The sequence below is a fragment of the Bacteroides eggerthii genome, assembly GCF_025146565.1.
Lineage (GTDB): Bacteria > Bacteroidota > Bacteroidia > Bacteroidales > Bacteroidaceae > Bacteroides > Bacteroides eggerthii.
Genome location: NZ_CP102258.1, coordinates 3537078 through 3557244 on the forward strand (window position 1 = coordinate 3537078; position 20167 = coordinate 3557244).

The 20167-nt window shown below is 40.7% G+C and carries 14 protein-coding genes; 4 read left to right on the forward strand and 10 right to left on the reverse strand.

Annotated elements, in window-relative coordinates; genetic code table 11:
• The first annotated feature begins 125 nt into the window (after positions 1 to 125).
• A complete protein-coding gene (locus tag NQ546_RS14610) occupies positions 126 to 1487 on the forward strand; it encodes a S41 family peptidase (protein WP_004290305.1) in 1362 nt (453 codons plus the stop codon).
• 5 nt (positions 1488 to 1492) lie between these two features.
• Positions 1493 to 2338 carry a DUF4595 domain-containing protein gene (locus NQ546_RS14615; protein ID WP_004290304.1) on the forward strand — a complete coding sequence of 282 codons (846 nt, stop codon included), beginning with the start codon at positions 1493 to 1495 and terminating at the stop codon, positions 2336 to 2338.
• Here NQ546_RS14615 and NQ546_RS14620 read toward each other — a convergent pair whose 3' ends face one another.
• Positions 2339 to 3157: an alpha/beta hydrolase gene (locus NQ546_RS14620; protein WP_021939827.1), complete on the reverse strand. Its 819-nt coding sequence runs from the start codon at positions 3155 to 3157 to the stop codon at positions 2339 to 2341.
• Positions 3158 to 3250: 93 nt separating this feature from the next.
• On the opposite strand from NQ546_RS14620, the gene NQ546_RS14625 reads away from it, so the two are divergent.
• Both NQ546_RS14625 and NQ546_RS14630 read left to right on the forward strand, forming a co-directional pair.
• Positions 3251 to 4543, forward strand: a complete 1293-nt coding sequence (locus NQ546_RS14625; RefSeq protein WP_004290302.1) for a hemolysin family protein — start codon at positions 3251 to 3253, stop codon at positions 4541 to 4543.
• Between the two features lie 42 nt (positions 4544 to 4585).
• Positions 4586 to 5059 carry a copper resistance protein NlpE N-terminal domain-containing protein gene (locus NQ546_RS14630; RefSeq protein ID WP_004290301.1) on the forward strand — a complete coding sequence of 158 codons (474 nt, stop codon included), beginning with the start codon at positions 4586 to 4588 and terminating at the stop codon, positions 5057 to 5059.
• A gap of 153 nt (positions 5060 to 5212) precedes the next feature.
• Here NQ546_RS14630 and NQ546_RS14635 read toward each other — a convergent pair whose 3' ends face one another.
• The 9 genes from NQ546_RS14635 to NQ546_RS14675 all read right to left on the reverse strand — a co-directional run bounded on the left by NQ546_RS14635 (position 5213) and on the right by NQ546_RS14675 (position 20124).
• Complete coding sequence (locus NQ546_RS14635; RefSeq protein WP_004290300.1) at positions 5213 to 6373, reverse strand: MFS transporter; 1161 nt, start codon at positions 6371 to 6373, stop codon at positions 5213 to 5215.
• A gap of 24 nt (positions 6374 to 6397) precedes the next feature.
• On the reverse strand, positions 6398 to 7834 hold the full coding sequence (locus tag NQ546_RS14640; protein WP_004290299.1) for a sialate O-acetylesterase: 1437 nt from the start codon (positions 7832 to 7834) through the stop codon (positions 6398 to 6400).
• Between the two features lie 6 nt (positions 7835 to 7840).
• Positions 7841 to 10579, reverse strand: a complete 2739-nt coding sequence (locus tag NQ546_RS14645; RefSeq protein WP_004290298.1) for a GH92 family glycosyl hydrolase — start codon at positions 10577 to 10579, stop codon at positions 7841 to 7843.
• Between the two features lie 14 nt (positions 10580 to 10593).
• Entirely contained in the window at positions 10594 to 11694 is a 1101-nt protein-coding gene (locus NQ546_RS14650; protein WP_004290297.1) for a DUF4185 domain-containing protein, read from the reverse strand.
• A gap of 62 nt (positions 11695 to 11756) precedes the next feature.
• The gene (locus NQ546_RS14655; RefSeq protein WP_004290296.1) at positions 11757 to 13250 is read right to left on the reverse strand and encodes a RagB/SusD family nutrient uptake outer membrane protein; all 1494 of its coding nucleotides are present in this window, start codon (positions 13248 to 13250) and stop codon (positions 11757 to 11759) included.
• 13 nt (positions 13251 to 13263) lie between these two features.
• On the reverse strand, positions 13264 to 16368 hold the full coding sequence (locus NQ546_RS14660) for a SusC/RagA family TonB-linked outer membrane protein (protein WP_004290295.1): 3105 nt from the start codon (positions 16366 to 16368) through the stop codon (positions 13264 to 13266).
• A 6-nt stretch (positions 16369 to 16374) separates the two neighbouring features.
• Complete coding sequence (locus tag NQ546_RS14665; protein ID WP_004290294.1) at positions 16375 to 17247, reverse strand: hypothetical protein; 873 nt, start codon at positions 17245 to 17247, stop codon at positions 16375 to 16377.
• 15 nt (positions 17248 to 17262) lie between these two features.
• Positions 17263 to 18363 (reverse strand): ROK family protein, encoded by a 1101-nt coding sequence (locus tag NQ546_RS14670; protein ID WP_004290293.1) that lies wholly within the window; start codon positions 18361 to 18363, stop codon positions 17263 to 17265.
• 36 nt (positions 18364 to 18399) lie between these two features.
• Entirely contained in the window at positions 18400 to 20124 is a 1725-nt protein-coding gene (locus NQ546_RS14675; protein WP_004290292.1) for a class I mannose-6-phosphate isomerase, read from the reverse strand.
• Positions 20125 to 20167: the final 43 nt, after the last annotated feature.

The following is a 20167-nucleotide window of genomic DNA, read 5'->3' on the forward strand; positions in this document are numbered from 1 at the left end:
GCAAAGATAAAGGGATAAAACAAAGCAGCCTATGACACATGATAGGGAATTTTATACCATATTTGTGGTAGATACAAGAACTATTCGCTATTTTTGTGGGCGAAAACCAAATGATATAGAGACTGATGAAAAGAAGGAAGCTGTTACTTTTCCCTCTGCTGGGACTTATTGCATTGACAAGCCTGTGCTCCTGTGGAGAAGATCGCTGGAAAGAATACTACCCGCTGACAGGACGCGACCTGTGGATAGATAGCCTGATGAGGGAAGTCTACCTATGGTATGAGGACATTCCTCCTTCTAAAGGTCTGAACTATTTTCAAAATCCGGAGACTTTCCTGAAGAGTATCCTATCGAAGAATGACAAAGGCTTTTCGACCGTCGATACCATAATGGATACCCCTCTGCCAAGCTACGGCTTTGACTATACATTATATAAAGTTGCCACCAGCGACACCACTTACAACGCACTTGTCTCTTACGTGGCAAATGGTTCTCCGGCAGCAGAAGCCGGACTGCAACGAGGCAACTGGATAATGCTCGTAGACGGTGACTCCATCACCAAAAAGACGGAAGAGAGACTGACAGACGGCGGTACACGAACGTTGCGTATCGGAAAGTATGTGATAGTAAAGGATGAAGACGACGAAAGCATAGGAATGATACAGGCAATCGGCGACATCGCCTTACCCGCCGTACGGCCTGTAACGGAAAGCGCAATTCATACAACCAAGTTTGTACAACTGGACGGTACGGACCATAAAATAGCCTACCTTGCATATAATACCTTCACCGCCGGAACTGCGGAAAACAGCGAAGCATATAACAATGAATTGCGTGCTTTCTCCCAGCAATGCCAACAATTCGGCATTAATAACTTTATACTCGACCTCCGTTACAATCCCGGTGGAGAAATGGAATGTGTGCAACTCCTTGCCGATATGCTTGTGCCTGCCGATAAACTGGAAAGTCCTTTCGCTTTCCTGCAATACAATGACAAGCAAAGCAGCAGAAATCATGACCTGATATTGGACTCCCAACTCCTGCAAGGCGGAGCCAACCTAAACCTGTCCAAAGTTTATATCATCACCGGCGGAACTACGGCAGGCGCTGCGGAAATGCTTATCAACTGCCTGAAACCCTACATGACAGTAGTCCTCATCGGGCAAACTACTAAAGGTGAAAATGTAGCTACGGAAACTTTCATCAATCCCAAATATCCCTGGGCAGTACGCCCGGTGGTATGCGAAGTGTTCAATGCCAACGGAGAAGCCGATTACAGCACAGGTTTCAAACCGGACCTCTCCATTAACGAAACATCCTATTTGCAGTACTATCTTCCTTTAGGAGATTTTAATGAAATTTTGTTCAATACTGCAATGGGAATTATTGCAGGCGCCATTGAACTGCCGGAAGCCCAAACAAGAGAGACCTCTGTCAAGAGTTTCGCCACCCCAAAGAATACCCGCAAGGGGCTGATTATAAAATAACAGGAATGAGAAAGAAGCTAATCTTTTCATTATTGATTATACTCATAGCAACAACTGCTTGTGAAGATAACAACGATTCGGGCGGCAATGGCAGTTGCCCTACCGTACCTTTTTCTACAATCCGGCTGACAGAAGACAGCCCTTATGAAGCGGGAGTGCCTACGGTGACTACCACCCAGACCTATTCATACAAGCGAGGGCAACTGGCAGGATTCACTACCGTACAGAGTTATTCTGTTCAAAACGAACCGGTGAAAATAGAAAATACGACATCGGTAACCTATGAAGAACACCAAGCCATAGCGACCGACAACTTCGGCAATGTATCCACCTATCTCCTTAATGATAAAGGATATGCCATCCAATGCACGCGGCAGGAAGTAGGTGCAACCCGCACCTATGGTTTTTCTTATTTCACCTCCCCTGAAGGAAAGCCCTATCTGAAAAACATAACAGAAAGCATAAACGGTAAAGTCTATGCGTCTATCGGCATAGATTACAGCAATCCCCAAGCATTACGCATTGTGCAAAAAGTGGACACTTACACGCAGACATACACCGCCACCACTCCGGCAGGCAACAGCATAATCAACCAATCGGAAGTTCCTTGCCTGTTTTTTGCCGACCTATATCCTCTTTCCCTACATTCCGCAGCGTTATATGGGAAATTGTTAGGAGAGCCTTTCAGTATCTTAATAGAACAGATTATTCCTGACGGAAACACAATAAGTCAAGAAGTCAGAAAATACACCTACTCTCTGGATAAGCGGAATATCATTACTTCTTGCAAAGAGGTCACAAACAGTTACGGTACGAATTACATCCGTACCGTAAACTATGTTATTGAGTGATTATTTATTAAAGAATTTACTGAAGAACAATATCTGGTAGTCTATGGAGTTATTCCAATAAGTACCGGTATGTCCGCCGGGACGAGTGATGAAGTCATGATCTATTTTGTATGCCAGCAAACGTTTATGCAGTTCCTTGTTCACTTCAAGGAAGAAATCGCTTTCACCACAATCAATAATCAAGGCCAAATCCCCATTCGCCAGTTTGTCAACCTGATTGATTACTGTATGATTGTTCCATATCGCCTCGTTGGCAGTGAGCTCTCCCAATTGTTTCTTCATCTCCCAGTTGTTGGGAAACGGGCGAATATCCACTCCGCCGCTTGTGCTTCCCGCCGCCCCGAACACATCTTTATGGCGGATAGCATTCCATAATGCACCATGTCCGCCCATGCTCAGACCGGTAATGGCGCGCCCCCGCTTCTCCGGAATCGCAGCATAATGCGTATCTGTATAGTTCACCAGTTCCGACGAAATAAAAGTTTCATAACGATAGGAAGGATCCTTAGGACTATCCCAATACCAACTGTTCTTACCGTCAGGGCATACGAATATGATACCTTTTTCATCGGCAATTTGAGGTAACTCCGGCCTTATTCCAATCCATGTACGCGCATTGCCGCCATAGCCATGTAACAAATACACCGCCGGGCAAGCCTGCGGGTTCTTGGCAACGGCTTTATCCGGAAGAATATAAACTACCTTCACGTCCTTGTTCATCGAAGGACTTTTCACGAACACAGTATCTACACGTGCAGCCTGCACACTGAAAGCCGCCACTTGTAGCAAAAAGACGAATAGAAAATGTTTGCTTTTCATGTTAATTTGTTTAATCTTCTTAAGAGACAGCAATATTAACAATAAATATTTGAAAAACGTTATCTTTGTACACAAACTATTTGTAATCCAAACATGGAATTTATTATTATTCTATTTTTACTTATCCTGAATGGCATCTTTGCCATGTATGAAATCGCATTAGTATCTTCAAGCAAGGCACGTTTGGAAACCCTTGTAAACAAAGGGCAAAAAAGTGCAAAAGGCGTTTTGAAACAATTGGAAGAACCGGAAAAATTTCTCTCCACCATTCAAATCGGCATTACTCTGATCGGCATCATATCGGGTGCTTATGGCGGTGTAGCCATAGCCGACGATGTGGTTCCATTATTTGCCATGCTCCCCGGTCTGGAACTATATGCCAAAGACTTGGCTATGATCACCACTGTCGCCGTCATTACCTACTTATCCCTCATCATCGGAGAGCTGGTTCCTAAATCCATAGCCTTAAACAACCCGGAGCGCTACGCCACGCTACTAAGTCCGTTTATGATTATCCTGACTAAAGTATCTTATCCTTTTGTTTGTCTTCTCAGCGCTTCAACCAAGCTCACAAATAAACTTATCGGTATGAAAGAAGGAGAAGAACGGCAGATGACACAAGAAGAACTGAAAATGATTTTGCACCAAAGCTCCGAACAAGGTGTCATCGATAAGGACGAGACCGAAATGCTTCGTGATGTTTTCCGTTTCTCGGACAAAAGAGCCAACGACCTGATGACACATCGTCGTGATGTAATAGTACTTCACCCCACAGATACACAAGAAGAAGTTCTACGAGTTATCCACGAAGAGCATTTCAGCAAATATCTGCTGGTGGAAAGCGGAAAGGATGAAATTATAGGAGTAGTCTCCGTAAAAGACATCATCCTGATGTTAGGAGGTGAACAGCCGTTCAATCTGCGTACAATTGCACGCCCTCCACTGTTTATTCCCGAAAGTTTATATGCCAAGAAAGTTTTAGAGCTCTTTAAGAAGAACAAAAACAAGTTCGGAGTTGTTGTAGACGAGTATGGGAATACAGAAGGTATTATCACCTTACACGATTTGACGGAAAGTATCTTCGGTGATATTTTGGAAGAGAACGAAACGGAGGAAGAAGATATAGTCACCCGGGCAGACGGTTCCATGCTGGTGGAGGCCTCCATGAACATAGGGGACTTTATGGAAGCAATGGGCATACTGAACTATGACGACCTGAAAGAAGAGGACTTCACCACTTTAAGCGGGCTTGCAATGTTCCTCATCGGACGGGTTCCGAAAGCCGGTGACATTTTCAGCTACAAGAACCTGGAGTTTGAGATAGTGGATATGGATCGCGGAAGAGTAGATAAATTACTCGTTATTAAACGGGATGACGAAGAATAACGCTATTGGCGTCTCTTAATATTAATTTAAACCATTAAAGCAATGAAAAAAGTAATGATGATTGCAGCGATTGCCGCTGCATTGGTATCCTGCCAATCAAAAGGAAATCAAAACAACGACACCATGGATGAAGGTGTCATGACTGTCGTAGGCAACGATTCCTCTGCAGTAGCCGTTTATGAGGGTATACTTCCCGCAGCCGACGGTCCGGGTATCCAGTACGTACTGAGTGTCGACAGCATAGGCCCTGACGGTGAAAGCGGTTATACCTTAGTTACGACCTATCTGGATGCAGAAGGACCGGGGAAGAACAAATCTTTCACTTCCACAGGAAAGCGCCAAGTTATCCAAAAAGATGCCAACAACAATAAGAAAACTGCCTATAAGTTAACTCCCAATGACGGCGAGGATCCCGTATACTTCGTTGTTGTAAATGACACTACTTTAAGACTGGTAAACGACAGCCTGCAAGAAGCTGTAAGCGATTTGAATTATGATATTATTCAGGTGAAATAAACAGTCGCTACTGAACATAAAAATTTGCTACCCGGTATATTCCCAATATAAGGATTTACTGAGTAGCATTTTTTCTTTCAAATGAAATCTGCCTTCACTATTTCCTCATATTACCGGGAGAATTTAGTCTGGGCAGAAATACAATATATATCATTAAGATTGTATTTTTACACCAAAAGCACAATATATCAGATACAACACACAAAGTAGAATTACCGATAAACCTGCAGTAACCCCAGCAAAATCTAACGCCATTCCAAGAAGAGGAGTCACAACTCCGCCACCGGCGACAGCCGTTATCATCAAACCGGAAATCTGATTCATTTTAGTAGGAAACTCTTGAAAAGACAATGAATAGATTATGGAGAAAACAGATGCTGAAAAAAGTCCGACACCTCCAATACAAATCAAATTCAATATTGCGTGTCCATCTATAAACATGAGTAATAACAAAACTAAAGCACATGCCAGAATGTTCATCCGAAAATAACGTAAAGCCGAAATTTTTGTTAAGAGAAAAACTCCCAAAAATGCACCGATCGTCCTGCTTAGAAAATAAACTTGCGGTGCAAACTTTACTTCATCAGGAGTCCATTCGTAACGCAAAGTCATCAACTTCGAGCTAATATAATTGGTTGCAACATCCACCCCTACCATGAAGAAAATACCTAAAAACAATACCAAAAGTGTTTTGTTTTTCAATAGCGCAAAAGATTTACCCAATGATACTGATTCGCCTGAGGATGTTTCACGTTGAATGGGCGTCGCTACCAGCCATAATCCAAAGAATAAAGTTATTCCACCCAACATAGGAAAGCAATAATACCAATGTTCATTGCCAAAATGTAATGTAGCAAACAATACTATTTCAGGGCCGACCAACGAAGAAATCGCTTTTATAACCTGCCCTGCAGTCAAGCTACTTGTCAGCATACGTTGATCGGTTATAACATTGCCAAGCAGAGGATTCAAGGATATTTGCAGGATAGCATTTCCTATACCTAACAGAATATAAGCAACGATACAAGTCGCGCTACTGTATATCACAAGCGGCAGAAACATTCCGGCTATTGTCACTGCCATACTCAACAGCACCGTATTCTTACGTCCCCATTGGTTCATCTTATTTCCAATCGGAATTCCCAAAAAGAGAAACCAAATAAATACCATAGAAGGTACAAATCCGGTCATCGTAGAAGACCAGCCAAAACTAGTTTGCATATAATCAGAAGATATGCCCACTATGTCACAAAAGCCCATTACAAAAAATGCAGCTAAAACAGGGATTATTTTCTTTTTAGAATTTGAAGCCATATACCATATATAATTAAAACCTTATTACCAATTATCTGTACGGAACGAAGAGGCGGGCAAACCCTCTGTATTATATAATGACCCATCCACATAATTTGAAAAGCCATAACGTACTGCCACCGGCTTGGCAACTTCAGTACTCCAAACCTCAAGTCCTTCGTTTCCCCAAAAAGCCGGAGTAATCCTGACTTTAGCCGGATAAAAAACTTTATCTTCACCTGCAACCTCAAACCCCAATGGTTGTTTTCCCATAAAAGACAGACCGTTCGGAGCAAAATCAAACTTTAAAAAAGCATGGCCGTCGCGTATTTCCATCGAACGAAACTCCGGTCCCCTACATCCAAAAGCCGAATAACCATAAACCTTGTTCAATGCCCAATAAGCAAGCCTTTCTCCAACCACTTCTTTACGCGCCGGATGAATAATATCCGCCTCCCCGACATCCAAAGTCACTACCATGCCCACATTGGGAATTGTCCTCATACAATCCAATTGAACTTCTCTAAATATAGCAGAATTAACTTTTTGATGATTATAGGGAGCTATTTGAACATAATAAAAAGGTAGATTATCATCTGCAAAATATCTGCGCCATGTACGTACCAACTCCGGGAATAACATTCGATACTGCTCCGGGCGCTCTACGTTCGATTCTCCTTGATACCAAATCACTCCTTTTACCGTCAGCGGCAGCATGGGGGCCAACATCTTATTATAAAGAACCGTCGGTTCAAATGCATACCATATAGGATCTATTTTCTTCCGCTCCAAATTCAAATCAAATCCACCAAACCTTTCCAATGTCTCGTAGTCCAGCCAAGCTTCCGCAGACGATCCTCCATGTGCAGATTGTACCAATCCAATAGGTATATCAGTCAACTCATGTAATTTTTCCCCAAATATATAACCTACTACACTAAATTCTTTCACATTGTCTGGACTTGCAGAAGTCCATTTTCCATCAATCGTCAAAGTATCAGAAGCAGAAATAGCATATCCGTTATTAACTCTAAACAAGCGTATCCCCTTATGCTTACAGCGCAACAGTATTTTCTGGGCATCTTGCACCGGCTGATCCGGATTCCCATGAAAATTCATCTGCATATTACTTTGCCCACCAACAAACCAGACATCACCAATAAGAATATCAGAAAGCAAAATCGAATCTTGGGCAGAGCAGATAGATACGGTATAAGGCGTATAACCGGCTGACGGGGTTTTCACTTTTACTTCCCAACGTCCTTTCTCATTCACCTTACTTTCAAGCATTTTATTATCCCAACCGAAAAAAATATTCACTTTTTTGTTTGGTTCGCCCCACCCCCAAAATATAACATCTGCATTTTGCTGTAATACCATACCTGAAGCAAATATCGGAGACAGCCTTAACGAGTTCTGTGCACTCATAAAGAGTGCACAGAAATAGAAAAGCAAAGAAATCAGATAAAACTTCTTACTCATAACTGATCATTTATTAGTTTTAAAACCCAAGTATTTAAGTTTACCCCATGACTTATTGGGCATATTTCCTAACCACAAATTCAGAGTCCCTCCTTTTGCAAAGTCCACATGGTCGAGTTGTGCATAAATCCAGTCCGTACCATTCAACTCAGCTTTCTGGATATAACAATTATCGGCAGAATTATTATGTACATTAATTACAAACTCATCACCTGAATAATAATCTTTATTCAGCTTTATCGTAATCTTGTCAAATATAGGGGAAGTTATATCATAATAGGGACTATCGTACTCTGTCCCAGTAACACTAAACAACCCCAATGACATTAATGCACTTACAGCTCCCATCTGTCCTTCATCTTCATCATGTCCTCCATATCCTTTATCCGGAGTGATGCCACCATAAGCATGTTCCTTAACCTGACGTACCCAATATTGGGTCAACCATGGCTGTCCGCCATAAGTAAACAAATGCGCATTAGAGCACCCCGGTTGGTTAGCATAGCTTACATATCCTCCACTATAAGCATGTACAAAATCAGTCGGACGCGCTTGTTTAAATGCATAATTTAGTTTTTCGCAAAACGCGTCTCCACCTCCCATTAATTCAACCAGTTTGGGTAAATCATGGGAAACCGACCACGTGGCCTGCCATGCGTTAGCTTCAACCCATCCTTGCCCGTTCAACGGATCGGTATGCAACCATTCTCCATTTTCCTTTTTGGGAAGAATCAATCCTATATTTTTATTAAATAACGGAGTCCAGGCACGAGAACGTTTCTCATATAATGCCGCATCAGATTTCTTTCCCATACGCAATGCCATACGGCTTAATCCCCAATCTTGGAAAGCCCATTCCAATGTTTTACCCGCATTGCCGGGACAATATCCTTTTTTAACATAAAATTTCAAGTCATCTGCGCTTTCATAACTCATCATTCCTCCCGGAGCATGGTTACGTTTAATTGCTTCATATGCATGAGAAGGCTTGGTTTTCTTCATCAGGTCTTTCATATATGTACTTACCAGCATGTTTGTAGCCGGACATCCTGTCATGATGAATGAATATCCCCCTGAACAGGCTCCACGAGGCAACAAGCCTCCATTGTCCGCATATTGTATCAAGCAAGCACTCAAATCATCCAGAACCTCCGGCCAAGCCAATCCCCATAATATATTCAAATTCCATTGTGTCAGCCACAGGCCATCAAAGCCGTACATATTGAACGTTGGCCTTCCGGTCTTATCCATTGGAACACGACGTATTTTCATCGGTGCTGCAGTACGTTTGTTTACATACGGACCTGCCGTATAATCAGGATAATAACCATTAACATCAGTAATTTTATGACGTCCCAAAAGGGCATGCCACAAATCTGTATAGAATTTTATGTGTTGTGCTTGACTTCCACCTTCTACCGCAATACGGCCAAACATTTCATTCCATATATCACGCGTATCTTTACGTATTTTTTCAAAATCCCAATGCGGTAATTCTGTATTCAAGTTCTCAATGGCATTATCCACAGTCGTATATGAAAGTGCTATTTTGAACAACACCTCACTTCCTTCCAATTCTCCAAAATCAAGGACCATACCTGCATTATTACCGGAAATAGCCTCTACATCCGGATTGATTCCTTTCTCACTCCATCCATCTATTTTCTTTATCGGAACACTACAATCAAGGACAAAACAAAGTTTAAGGCTGTCTGGGCCTCCCCAGAAACGTTCGGTCGTCATAAATTCACCTACAATACGTTTATCACTAATACGCAATAACGCCCCTTTATCCATAGAACAATTACCTAATACACTACCTATATCTACCAGTAGTTTGGCATTCTTGTCAGATGTATAATTCAAACGATAAAATGTCACCCTATCAGTTGCCGTATATTCCACCCACGTCTTATATCTGTCAAGAAACAGACGATGATACCCCGGCTGAATAATTTCACTTTCATGCTTGAATTCCGATTTCCATCCATCCATTCCTTGAGTCGGATTTACTCCACCGGATACCGGCATTATATTCGGTCCGGACACCATCCACTCATTAACTTGAGAGAAACCTAAGACCTCATTAAAGTTATAATTATATCCGCCGCCACCTTGGTTTTTGTTGCGGGTAAAAGCATGCGCTGCCACCATTCCAAAAGGGCGAGCTGCCGGAGTGCAATAGAACCAGCGCCCTCTTGTCGTTTCAATATAAGGATCTACCCATTCTACATATTCTGTATTCTCGCCACGAGTTCGGAATACTTCTATTTCGGATAAACCTATATTTTTTCCTGCGCCATCAGTTGCCTCAAAACGAACCCATTTTATTTTCTTAGATGGAAAACAAACTTCTTTAGGACTTCCATCATTAGGGATTGCCGTAACACTAACTTTTGATCCATCACTAAAGTGTAATGTTCCCCCGGCAAGATGCTCCAACTCCGATACTCTGTCATATAGTACTATCCGGTCAACATCTATTTCATTGTCCCAGTCCAATTGAGCCCATGGTAAGTGCATAACTCCCCATGAGGTCACGCTTCCTTTGCATGCCCACTCTCCCTCATTAGCATACATAACCTTACCATCCACCAAATTACGCGCCTCGAATCCGATTCCCAATATATCCGAAACTGAAACTTTTGCCTGAGGAGCTACATTATCTTGACCAGCAAACATTGCCAAGGGCATTATGCTCCCTATCAATGAAGTCACTATCTTTCTTAAAGTTATTTTTGTCATACCTATTATCTCTTTTATTTTACAATTTTCTCAACCGGCACCCATATAAAACGAGGCTGATACAAAGAAGCCTTCTCAAACAATTTCGTCATGCTATATGTATTTACATTATAACACATTAAAACCTTACCGCCTTTTCTATATTGAGGATGTACCATTGCATTATAGGTCATCATACTGTCTACCTCAAAGCCACTCTCCTCCACCTTATAAAGCAGTTTTTCATTACTAAATGGTCCTTCCGGCTTGTCTGCAATAAAGGAATAGATATCTTTCACATTCCCCGAACGGTCTTGTGATACCAGTGCTATCTTTTCTTCCAGTTCTACAACATTAAACTGCTCGGAAACACTTTTCGTAATCCCTGCTATTCTTTGTGATTTTCGGGCATCAGTCTGCCATTCGGCTCCGTCCCAATAAGAAAAGTCCACCAATTTATCATTTATCAGCTTTGCTTTTGATACGTGTACTTCTGCCATCCCCATAGCATCAGCCCTTGTTCCATATACATATATTTCTCCTTTATATGGAAGTACTGCATGCCCGTAATGTACATTGTTTTCATTGGCTGCCTTGAAGTTTTCCTTATCAATAATCTTCATAGTTTCCACATCCAAACGGAAATAATCACAGCACAGATATTCGAAACCGAAAGACCCTTCTCCGACTTTATGGAACTTAGACATAAATAAATGAAGAATTCCGTTTTCTACAAATCCATGACCGGGCCAGTACCAAACCGGACTCTTCCCATCTTGATCTGCCTCAATGAATGCCAACGGATTTTCTTTTGTTCCACTATATAAAGTTTTCAGTTGTCCATTCTTGTCAATAATTGTAAATGTATTGCCTATTACAAATTTTGTGTCTTTTGCCCGCTTGTCGTTTATAACATCACCAAAGAAAGAATCCCCCCACATAAACAAACTACGCCCGTCTTTCAAGTCGATTGATATACTTCCGTCCCCTCCGGTGATTCCCCCACCTAATCCGGGCATTAACCTCTCACAAAAAACAGAATCAAACTCAACGACCGGATCCACAACTTTCTGTTCGGAATTTCCCCGGCAAGCCGCTAATGAAAACAGCAAAGAAAAAATCATTATCTTTTTCATGGTACTTCTTTTGGACAAGTCGGAGATTGAAAATAATCTCCGACTTATAATTCTAATTAACACTATTGATTATATCCCTCATTTTGAGTTATTTGCCCTTGTGACAAATCTCTCTCACGCTGCGGAATAGGGAACTTTACATGATAAAGTTGCGGGGTTGCATCCGGTTTGGCAGCTTTGATGATATCCACAAACTCCTGTGGTGTACACATTCTTGTCAAGTCGAACCAACGATGTCCTTCCATTACAAACTCATGACGATATTCTTCAAGCACTACTTTTTTGAACCCCTCGTAATCTGTCGGTAAATTGTCGGAAGCCAATCCGGCCCTGTCTCTCACTTTCTTTATAGCTTTCACTGCATCCGGCGTTGGCCCTTGATTAATCGCATTCAGTGCCTCAGCCTTAATCAGATACATCTCTGCCGTACGGATAGCTGGGAAAATTGCATCTGTACTATTTCCTTTAGGCTCAGCCTCTTGATCCCAGTACTTAAATACATAAGGTTCTGCAAACTGTTTAACGGTTCCATCTTGATAAGTAACACTACGTTTTAAGACTACAGGCAAACGTGCATCATTAGCATTAAAGCTGCTATATAAATTTTCCGTTGCACTTTCCCAACCTTGTGCATTATCCACTCCATCCATATTAGGAAGCAATCGAACCAAGAATTGAGCTCCAGCCCAACCATCACTCAATGAAGCGCTAAAATTTGCTCCCCATATAATTTCACTATTAAAACGATTACTAATCTTGAACAGATCTGCATAATTTTCCAACATTGGGAATTTTGGTATTACAGCATCTGCTTTTTTAACGGCAAGTTCATAATACTCAGTATCATTGTGCTCAGCTGCATAAGTCAAATAGACTCGTGCCAATAATGCCGACGCGGACTCCGGATAAGGTCTTCCACCGCCATATCTTGGTGAATACTTCAAATCAGTTTCAGCTGTTATCAAATCCTCAAAGATCAATTTATAAATCTCGTCTTTGGATACCCGGACCATCGATCCTTCGTCTGCACTCTCCAAGTTATGTTCTCGTAGAGGAACATCACCGAACATACGAATCAAATCGAAATACATCATTCCTCTAAAGAATTTAGCCTCTGCTATCAAATGTTTCTTCAAAATATCGTCCATATCAATAGCCGGAACTTTATCTATCACCACATTACAACATTTAATGGTCTGATAGAAATCCCGCCAAAGCAACTCAACCGGTTCATTGTATTGGTCTATCTGCATGTTGTCAACAGACGTGTATTGAATACTTGCCTGCTGGCTGTTTGCATTATCAGAAAACAAATCCTGAAGAACCCAATAATCATTATAAAAAACTCCACCATAGTTTTTGTCCCACAAACCACCTGGAGAATACCCCATAATCAAATAATTATAAATCGCATTGGTAGCAGAAATAGCATGCTGTTCTGTCCGATAATAACTTTCAGTCGTAATTTGTCCTTTGGGAACTTCATCCAAAAATCCTGAGCATGAACAGAATGTAAAAGTTCCACAAAATAAAGCTGCTAATATATATTTTTTCATAATAAAATTTCAGTTAAAAGTTCATTCTTAAACCAAATTCATAAGATTTAGACATCGGATAAGAACCATAGTCTGCACCCATTGAAAGATTATTGTTCGCAAAACGGCTCACCTCAGGATCATATCCTGAATAGTCAGTGAATGTATGTATATTTTTTAGTCCCGCAAAAATAGTCAATCCCTCACAATAGAACTTCTTTATGATATTTGCCGGGAAAGTATAGCTCAACGTAATATCCTTTATTCTTAGATAGGAACCATCCTCTACATAATGATCTGACAAAATATTCCCCGCAGTTTTGGTTGTTGCACGAGGATATAAGTTTGTCGGATTATCAGGGGTCCAACGATTCAAAGCTGCAGTAGAGTTATTCTTGTATCCATCGAAGCTCTCCAAAGAAAACTTATTGAAGTTGACAATCTCATTCCCCACAGCTCCTTGCAAATAGACAGTCAATCCTAATGAAGAGTTATTTCTCAATTTAAAATTGAATGTATTGTTAAAGCCAAAAGTAAAGTCCGGATTGGCATTTCCCAGAATGAACAAATCGTCCTCATTAATAACATTGTCATCATTTTTATTTACATACTTACGATCACCATGACGTAATGTTTTTCCTGCAAAAAATGGGATTCCGGATAAATCCTCGCCTAATTGAACAATGCCATCGGTTTTATAACCGTAAATAGTTCCAATAGGTTGGCCTTCGGTTATTTCAGTCCAATAAGTGATACCCAAAATGGAATTACCTCTAAGATTTTCCTGACTTCCCGCTAAATTGGTGATTTCATTTTTATTGTATCCAAGTGTAAAATCCATATTCCAACTGAACTTACCAGCAAACGGAACTGCACCCAATGTCACTTCAAAACCTTGATTCATTAAATTACCTACATTGCTCACTACAGAATCATAACCGGTATTAAAAGCAACCGGCATGGTCAGCAACAAATCGCGAGTTTTTTTATAATAGTAGTCCGCAGTCAATGTCAGTCGGTTTTTAAACAACCCCAAATCAATACCCACATTAACTTGAGAAGTCGTTTCCCATTTCAAATCTTGATTGCTTAATGTAAAAGGAGTAAGCCCCTTTACTATTTCAGTATTGCCAAAATAAGCCTCTGCATTATACATCAAACCTTGCGAGCTATAAGGGGGAATACCTTCATTACCCACAATACCATAACTTGCTCTTAATTTTAAATTAGAAACAGCTTTCATTTCTTTCATGAAGTTCTCCTCTGAAACTCTCCATGCGCCAGCAACGGAGGGGAAAAAGCCATACTTATTGCCTTTACCAAATTTGGAAGAACCGTCAACACGTCCGGTCAAAGTTAACAAGTAACGTCCTTTATAACCATAGTTGATACGGGCCAAGTAAGAAAGCATTTGCCATTCTGCAATTCCTGAATTTGCCGCTTGGCGCAATGCACCTGATTGGATAGAATTGAACCCTAAAAACCCATCTTCAAAATCAGCTGTTGAAACAGATGAGTTTTCGGAAACGAATGCTTGGGCCGTCATACCACCCAATACGCCTAGTGTGTGATCACCAAAAGTCTGATTATAGTTAACCGTATTTTCCCACACCCAATTGTAGCCATCACGATTTCCTATATTCGCATAGCCACCATTCGATTCTGCGCGCTTCAGTTCTCCGGCTCCAAAAGATTGGTCCTTGATATAGAAATAATCTACACCGATACTAGTCTTGAATGTTAGATCCTTAATCGGCATATATTCCAAGAATGCGTTTGCCAATGTGCGGAAAGATGTATTTCTATTCTTTGCCTCTAAAGCATCTTGGACCGGATTACCTACATTGGGAGATTTCATGTTATTTTCATACGTATAATTTCCCTCAGAATCTCTTACAGGAAGTCCCGGATTCATTTCAAGCGCCCAAGAGGTTACGCTAGAAGCAAAGCCTCCTTCTGCATTAGTAACTACACCGTTCGAACGACTATAACTCAAGTTGGTTGATATACCGGCTTTTAACCATTTATTGATTTGTTGGTTCAAATTCACACGGAAACTTCCCTTACCGAAATCCGATCCTATGATAATACCATCTTGCAACAACAAATTACCAGAAATGAAATAAGTCGTTTTATCATTACCGCCCGAAACTGAAATATCATAATTCTGCATCGGAGCTGTACGGAATATTTCATCTTGCCAATCTGTATTGATTTTCGACAGATTATTCAAACCGGCAAAAACAGGATTACGTTCTACTCCATCGTTATCGGCTACCTCATTTGCTAATTCCGCCAGTTGAACAGAGTTCAACATATCCATCTTCTTTGTCACTTGTTGCAAAGTAAACTTTGCACCAATAGAAACTTTCGGCTTACCGCTCTTGCCCTGCTTCGTAGTTACCAATACAACACCATTTGCTCCGCGTGCACCATAAATGGATGTGGCAGAAGCATCTTTCAAAATTTCAATTGACTCAATATCATTAGGATTAATATTAGTCAACGGATTCAATGCAGGATTCTGTAAAGCACCCGTACTGAATGAAGAAGCATCGCTAATCACAGGAATACCATCAATAACATAAAGCGGTTCATTGTTTCCATTGATAGAGCTAGTACCACGAATACGAATTGACGTCCCCGCACCCGGTTGACCAGACGTATTCAATACTACCACTCCAGCCGCACGTCCTTGCAACCCCTGGTCTAAAGAAGTTACCGATGTGGCTGCCAACTCGTCAGATTTAACCGTAGCAACCGCTGAAGTCAAATCACTTTTTTTCTGCACACCATATCCAACCACTACAACTTCTTCCAAGAGTTCAGCATCATCACGCAATACAATCTTAAAATCCGTTTTTGACGTATTCATTTTTATTTCCTGCGTTTCATAGCCTACAAAAGAGATTTCAATTACTGCCTTATCGGATACCGACAAAGTAAATTTACCATCCAGATCGGAAATAGTACCATTAGACGTCCCTTTCACAATGACAGAAGCTCCAATTATTGGCTCACCGCTTTCGTCACAAATCGTACCTTTTATGTCTTTCATACCAGTCTGAGCCAAAACGATTCCACTCAACAGCATGAAAGAACAAACAACTATTGCTTTAATAAAATTCATGTTTTTCATATTTTTTTATTTATAAGATCCCGGATTACAAGTATCTATGATATAATTATCAGGATTTTCTCCTCGATAAGGAGTAAAATCATCAGTCTTGGATACAGGCTCATAGGTTTCCATCACAACTTCATCCGTTGAAAAATCCGGTCCCAGCCCTGCGAGGTTCTGATGGCTTTCCAAAATCATTTTCCTGTCAGCCAACTGTACTACTTTATATTTTGTTATCATCGGAGAAGCAGTATTAAAAACACTATACTTTACCATGTACAGATATTCCACTTTTGCTCCAGCCTGGTCTACATCCCATGAACAACATGCATTCAGTTTCTCCAATCCTATTGCTGAGAATACAGTTCCCCAATCCCATTCTAAAGTCAAGTCCGGATTAAAGCGATAAACATCATCTTTCAGATCCGGAGTAGCCCAATCCTCTCCTTGTATAATCTGCTGAACCAATTTCCAGTCATATTTCAGCAATAAAGGAACTTCCGCCAAATCTACTGTAAGTACCAAATCCGAGGCATCTACCAATAAATTGTTAGCATTCATTCCATAGAAAGAATAAACTACTACACCAGTTTCATCCCCTGCAACGACTTCTTCCCGGAAAGTATAAGGGAATTCAATGTCTTTTACATTCAACTCTTTTTTATAGTCTACCACCTCTTTCCCCGAAATAGATTTCTTTACAACTATTTTAGAAAAACTTTCCGGATCAGATAATGATATTTGTACAGAAGCCATATCACCAATTTTCACCTTTCCTTCATAAGAACTCAATGTGAGAGCAGTTCCACTTCCACTTTCGTCATTACAAGCAATAATGACAGACAGCATTATTCCTAAAACAAACGGAATAAACAAATTTTTCTTTAGTGTTTTCATAATTACATTATATAGTTAATTATCTATTGATTGCAATGCATATGCATAAGCCCCACGCATGATAGAGCAGCTTGTTCCTTCCCGACTACACAATACGGCAATTCGTTTCGAATAATTATAAGGAACCTTAATTTCCGTACCGGGAATGTATACCTCCCTATCGCAAGGAGCAAGAAAATCCTTTCTCTCAACCTCATCTTCCCAATTATAAACATCCATTTGTACACAAGGGAAAGTTTCTCCAGAGAACATGGAAACAGAGGAACGCAGTTCTGCTATCAATGCCGGGAGAATATAGCGCGAAGCTCCTGCCAATCCCCCTCCAATCACAACTAGACCATCTACAATATTCAGTGCCGAGGCTATAGCGCTACCCGCCATTTCTCCCATTTCACCAAAGCTTGCCACCGCTGCCTGCCGGTCTCCTTCCTTTATTCCCTCAGCAATATCAAATATATCTTTGGGAGTCAGGCTCTTATCTTTTACGCCAGATAACTCAGCATAGACACGCTTCACCGCACGAATACTGACACTTTCTTCAGCTATCATATTAGGATATTTCTTATTACGCATCAGCCATGTATCCCCACCACAACCATTGTCACCGTTAAGTAAACAATTGTTGATAACCACTCCTGCCCCAAAACCGGTACCTAAGGTTATTCCTAGCAAATTCTTATATTCACGCGTATTTCCTGAAATAGAAAGCTGCTGATTTACCATAGGGAGTGCACCCGATAAGGCTTCTCCATAGGCAAACAAGTTACCATCATTTTCTATAAATACCGGAATCCCATAGTGATGTTGTAGGAAAGGGCCTAATGCAACTCCATTCCGAAAAGAAGGAAAATTAGGAAGATTTCCTCCTATTACTCCATTCCTATAATCTGCAGGACCAGGAAAAGCAAAACTGATAGCAACTGGTAAAGTTTCCAATTTCTTCATTACAGTATCGAAACCTGTCAGTAAGTTAGCAAGGCACTTGTCCAAGTTATCCGAAACAGATGGAAAACTAATCGGAGCTATAATTTGGCTATTCCCCTGAATGGCAGAAAAAACAAAATTTGTTCCTCCTGCATCCAACGTTAATACCACACGTTTATCATGTTCATACATAATATTAGATTTCTTTGAAATAAACTTTAAAATTACTTAGAAACGCACGTATGCTTTTATTGTTACACACTCTTTGCCCTCTGCTTTACCATATGGGCGAATCGTATATTCCTTTGCACAAGCCGGAATAATAAAAGTTTCCGCATAGTGAACAACAAATGGTTCAAAAGCTCCGGACGGACTTTCAATGACAGCTTCTTCCCCTTCAAGCAAGTTAAACACGTTCACACTATTATTGGTACTATGAAGAACCGGTTCGGTGAAACGATGCCTACGTGTTTCAATGAACTCATTTTCATGCAATCCAGTACGTTCTTCTATCCAGCCCTCGCCTTCTGCTATCCGAGTCACATGATTACGCAAACGTTCATATACATAGTCTGTATCTCTATTCCAATTGATAACATGCTTACCACGTTCCACATTTATAGGGCGCGGCTTTCCATCTAATCCTAAGCGTTGCCAATCCCAGAGTTTGAATGTAAACAAGTTTGGAGTCGAACTAATTTCAAGCACCATGCTATTTGAACCAGAACAATGAATCGTTCCGCCAGGAATCAGAAAATGATCGTGTTTGCGAGCGGGAATTTTATTTACATACTTCTCTGCATCAAAAACAATTTCTCCACGTTGAGCCTTTTCCAAATCGTCAATCATAGCCTTACCATCTACTCCATTCTTTACACCCAAGTAAACAACAGCATCTTCTCCCGCATCAAGTAAATAATAACTCTCGTCCTGTGTATAACACATGCCAAAATTGTCACGAATAAACTGAGTTGTAGGATGAACCTGCAAACTCAGATTTCCCCCTCCCATTGTATCAAGAAAATCAAAACGGATTGGGAAATCTTTTCCAAAACGTGCCTCTACCGGTTCACCTAAAACTTCCTTACTCTTCAATAAAACCAAATCCACAGAGGGTAATTCAAACCGTACTCCATTTACCTCAAAATATAAGCTATTCTCTTCAGGAACACAGTCAAAACACCAACCAAAATTCTGCTTACTACGATCCAAATCACAAACATCTTTCATCCACTGTCCACCCCATGGAGCCGGATCGAAAAACGGAACTACACGAAAAGGTCCGGAAGCCGTTTTCTCTATACCACAAAAGAATGTTTCACGATCAATCATTTTAGGATGTCCGGCAATATGCGTATCCAACCAAAAATCAACTTTCGTAAACAGCGTATCTTTATAATGATCACAAATACGCCAATCGTTAAAATATCCGCGCTTATACTGCAAAGAGACAGGTTCTTCCCGGTTATCAATACCCAAAGCCTTCACTTCATGACGACGGAAACGCTGCTGTATTTCCCAACGGGCCATATCCGCATATACCAACGTTGCTTCAGGTGCAACCAAAGCAGCACCCGTACCTATTATAATGACAGGAATATCCAACTCTGCAATTTTTTTCCTTGCAGCGTCCAATTTCTCCATATCAAAATAATCAGTCAAGCACAAATTTGTTACATAACCAAACAATACATCGGTTGTCATAAAGCGCTCCGTCATTTGTATCAACATACTCTCCGACTTATACAAATCACGTACCAATATTATTTGCGCGGAGATTTTTGTCAGTTCCCCCACCAATTCATCCTCATAAACTCCTGTATAACAATCAACAGCAAGAATACGATTTTCTTTTATCTTACCCTCTAAAACACTACGGATATCACTCCATCCCTGCATAATATTACCATTAATCATCGTAACAGGGAATTTGTCATAATTTGATTTTCTCATGAATTACAATACTTTGTTTGAACATATATTATTTTGCGCAAAT

Excerpts from the sequence above, each read along its gene's own strand:
- NQ546_RS14655 (WP_004290296.1), bottom strand. The coding sequence starts at position 13,250 with ATGAAAAAATATATATTAGCAGCTTTATTTTGTGGAACTTTTACATTC.
- NQ546_RS14620 (WP_021939827.1), bottom strand. The coding sequence starts at position 3,157 with ATGAAAAGCAAACATTTTCTATTCGTCTTTTTGCTACAAGTGGCGGCT.
- NQ546_RS14630 (WP_004290301.1), top strand. The coding sequence starts at position 4,586 with ATGAAAAAAGTAATGATGATTGCAGCGATTGCCGCTGCATTGGTATCC.
- NQ546_RS14625 (WP_004290302.1), top strand. The coding sequence starts at position 3,251 with ATGGAATTTATTATTATTCTATTTTTACTTATCCTGAATGGCATCTTT.
- NQ546_RS14635 (WP_004290300.1), bottom strand. The coding sequence starts at position 6,373 with ATGGCTTCAAATTCTAAAAAGAAAATAATCCCTGTTTTAGCTGCATTT.
- NQ546_RS14650 (WP_004290297.1), bottom strand. The coding sequence starts at position 11,694 with ATGAAAAAGATAATGATTTTTTCTTTGCTGTTTTCATTAGCGGCTTGC.
- NQ546_RS14615 (WP_004290304.1), top strand. The coding sequence starts at position 1,493 with ATGAGAAAGAAGCTAATCTTTTCATTATTGATTATACTCATAGCAACA.
- NQ546_RS14645 (WP_004290298.1), bottom strand. The coding sequence starts at position 10,579 with ATGACAAAAATAACTTTAAGAAAGATAGTGACTTCATTGATAGGGAGC.
- NQ546_RS14660 (WP_004290295.1), bottom strand. The coding sequence starts at position 16,368 with ATGAAAAACATGAATTTTATTAAAGCAATAGTTGTTTGTTCTTTCATG.
- NQ546_RS14665 (WP_004290294.1), bottom strand. The coding sequence starts at position 17,247 with ATGAAAACACTAAAGAAAAATTTGTTTATTCCGTTTGTTTTAGGAATA.
- NQ546_RS14610 (WP_004290305.1), top strand. The coding sequence starts at position 126 with ATGAAAAGAAGGAAGCTGTTACTTTTCCCTCTGCTGGGACTTATTGCA.
- NQ546_RS14670 (WP_004290293.1), bottom strand. The coding sequence starts at position 18,363 with ATGTATGAACATGATAAACGTGTGGTATTAACGTTGGATGCAGGAGGA.
- NQ546_RS14675 (WP_004290292.1), bottom strand. The coding sequence starts at position 20,124 with ATGAGAAAATCAAATTATGACAAATTCCCTGTTACGATGATTAATGGT.
- NQ546_RS14640 (WP_004290299.1), bottom strand. The coding sequence starts at position 7,834 with ATGAGTAAGAAGTTTTATCTGATTTCTTTGCTTTTCTATTTCTGTGCA.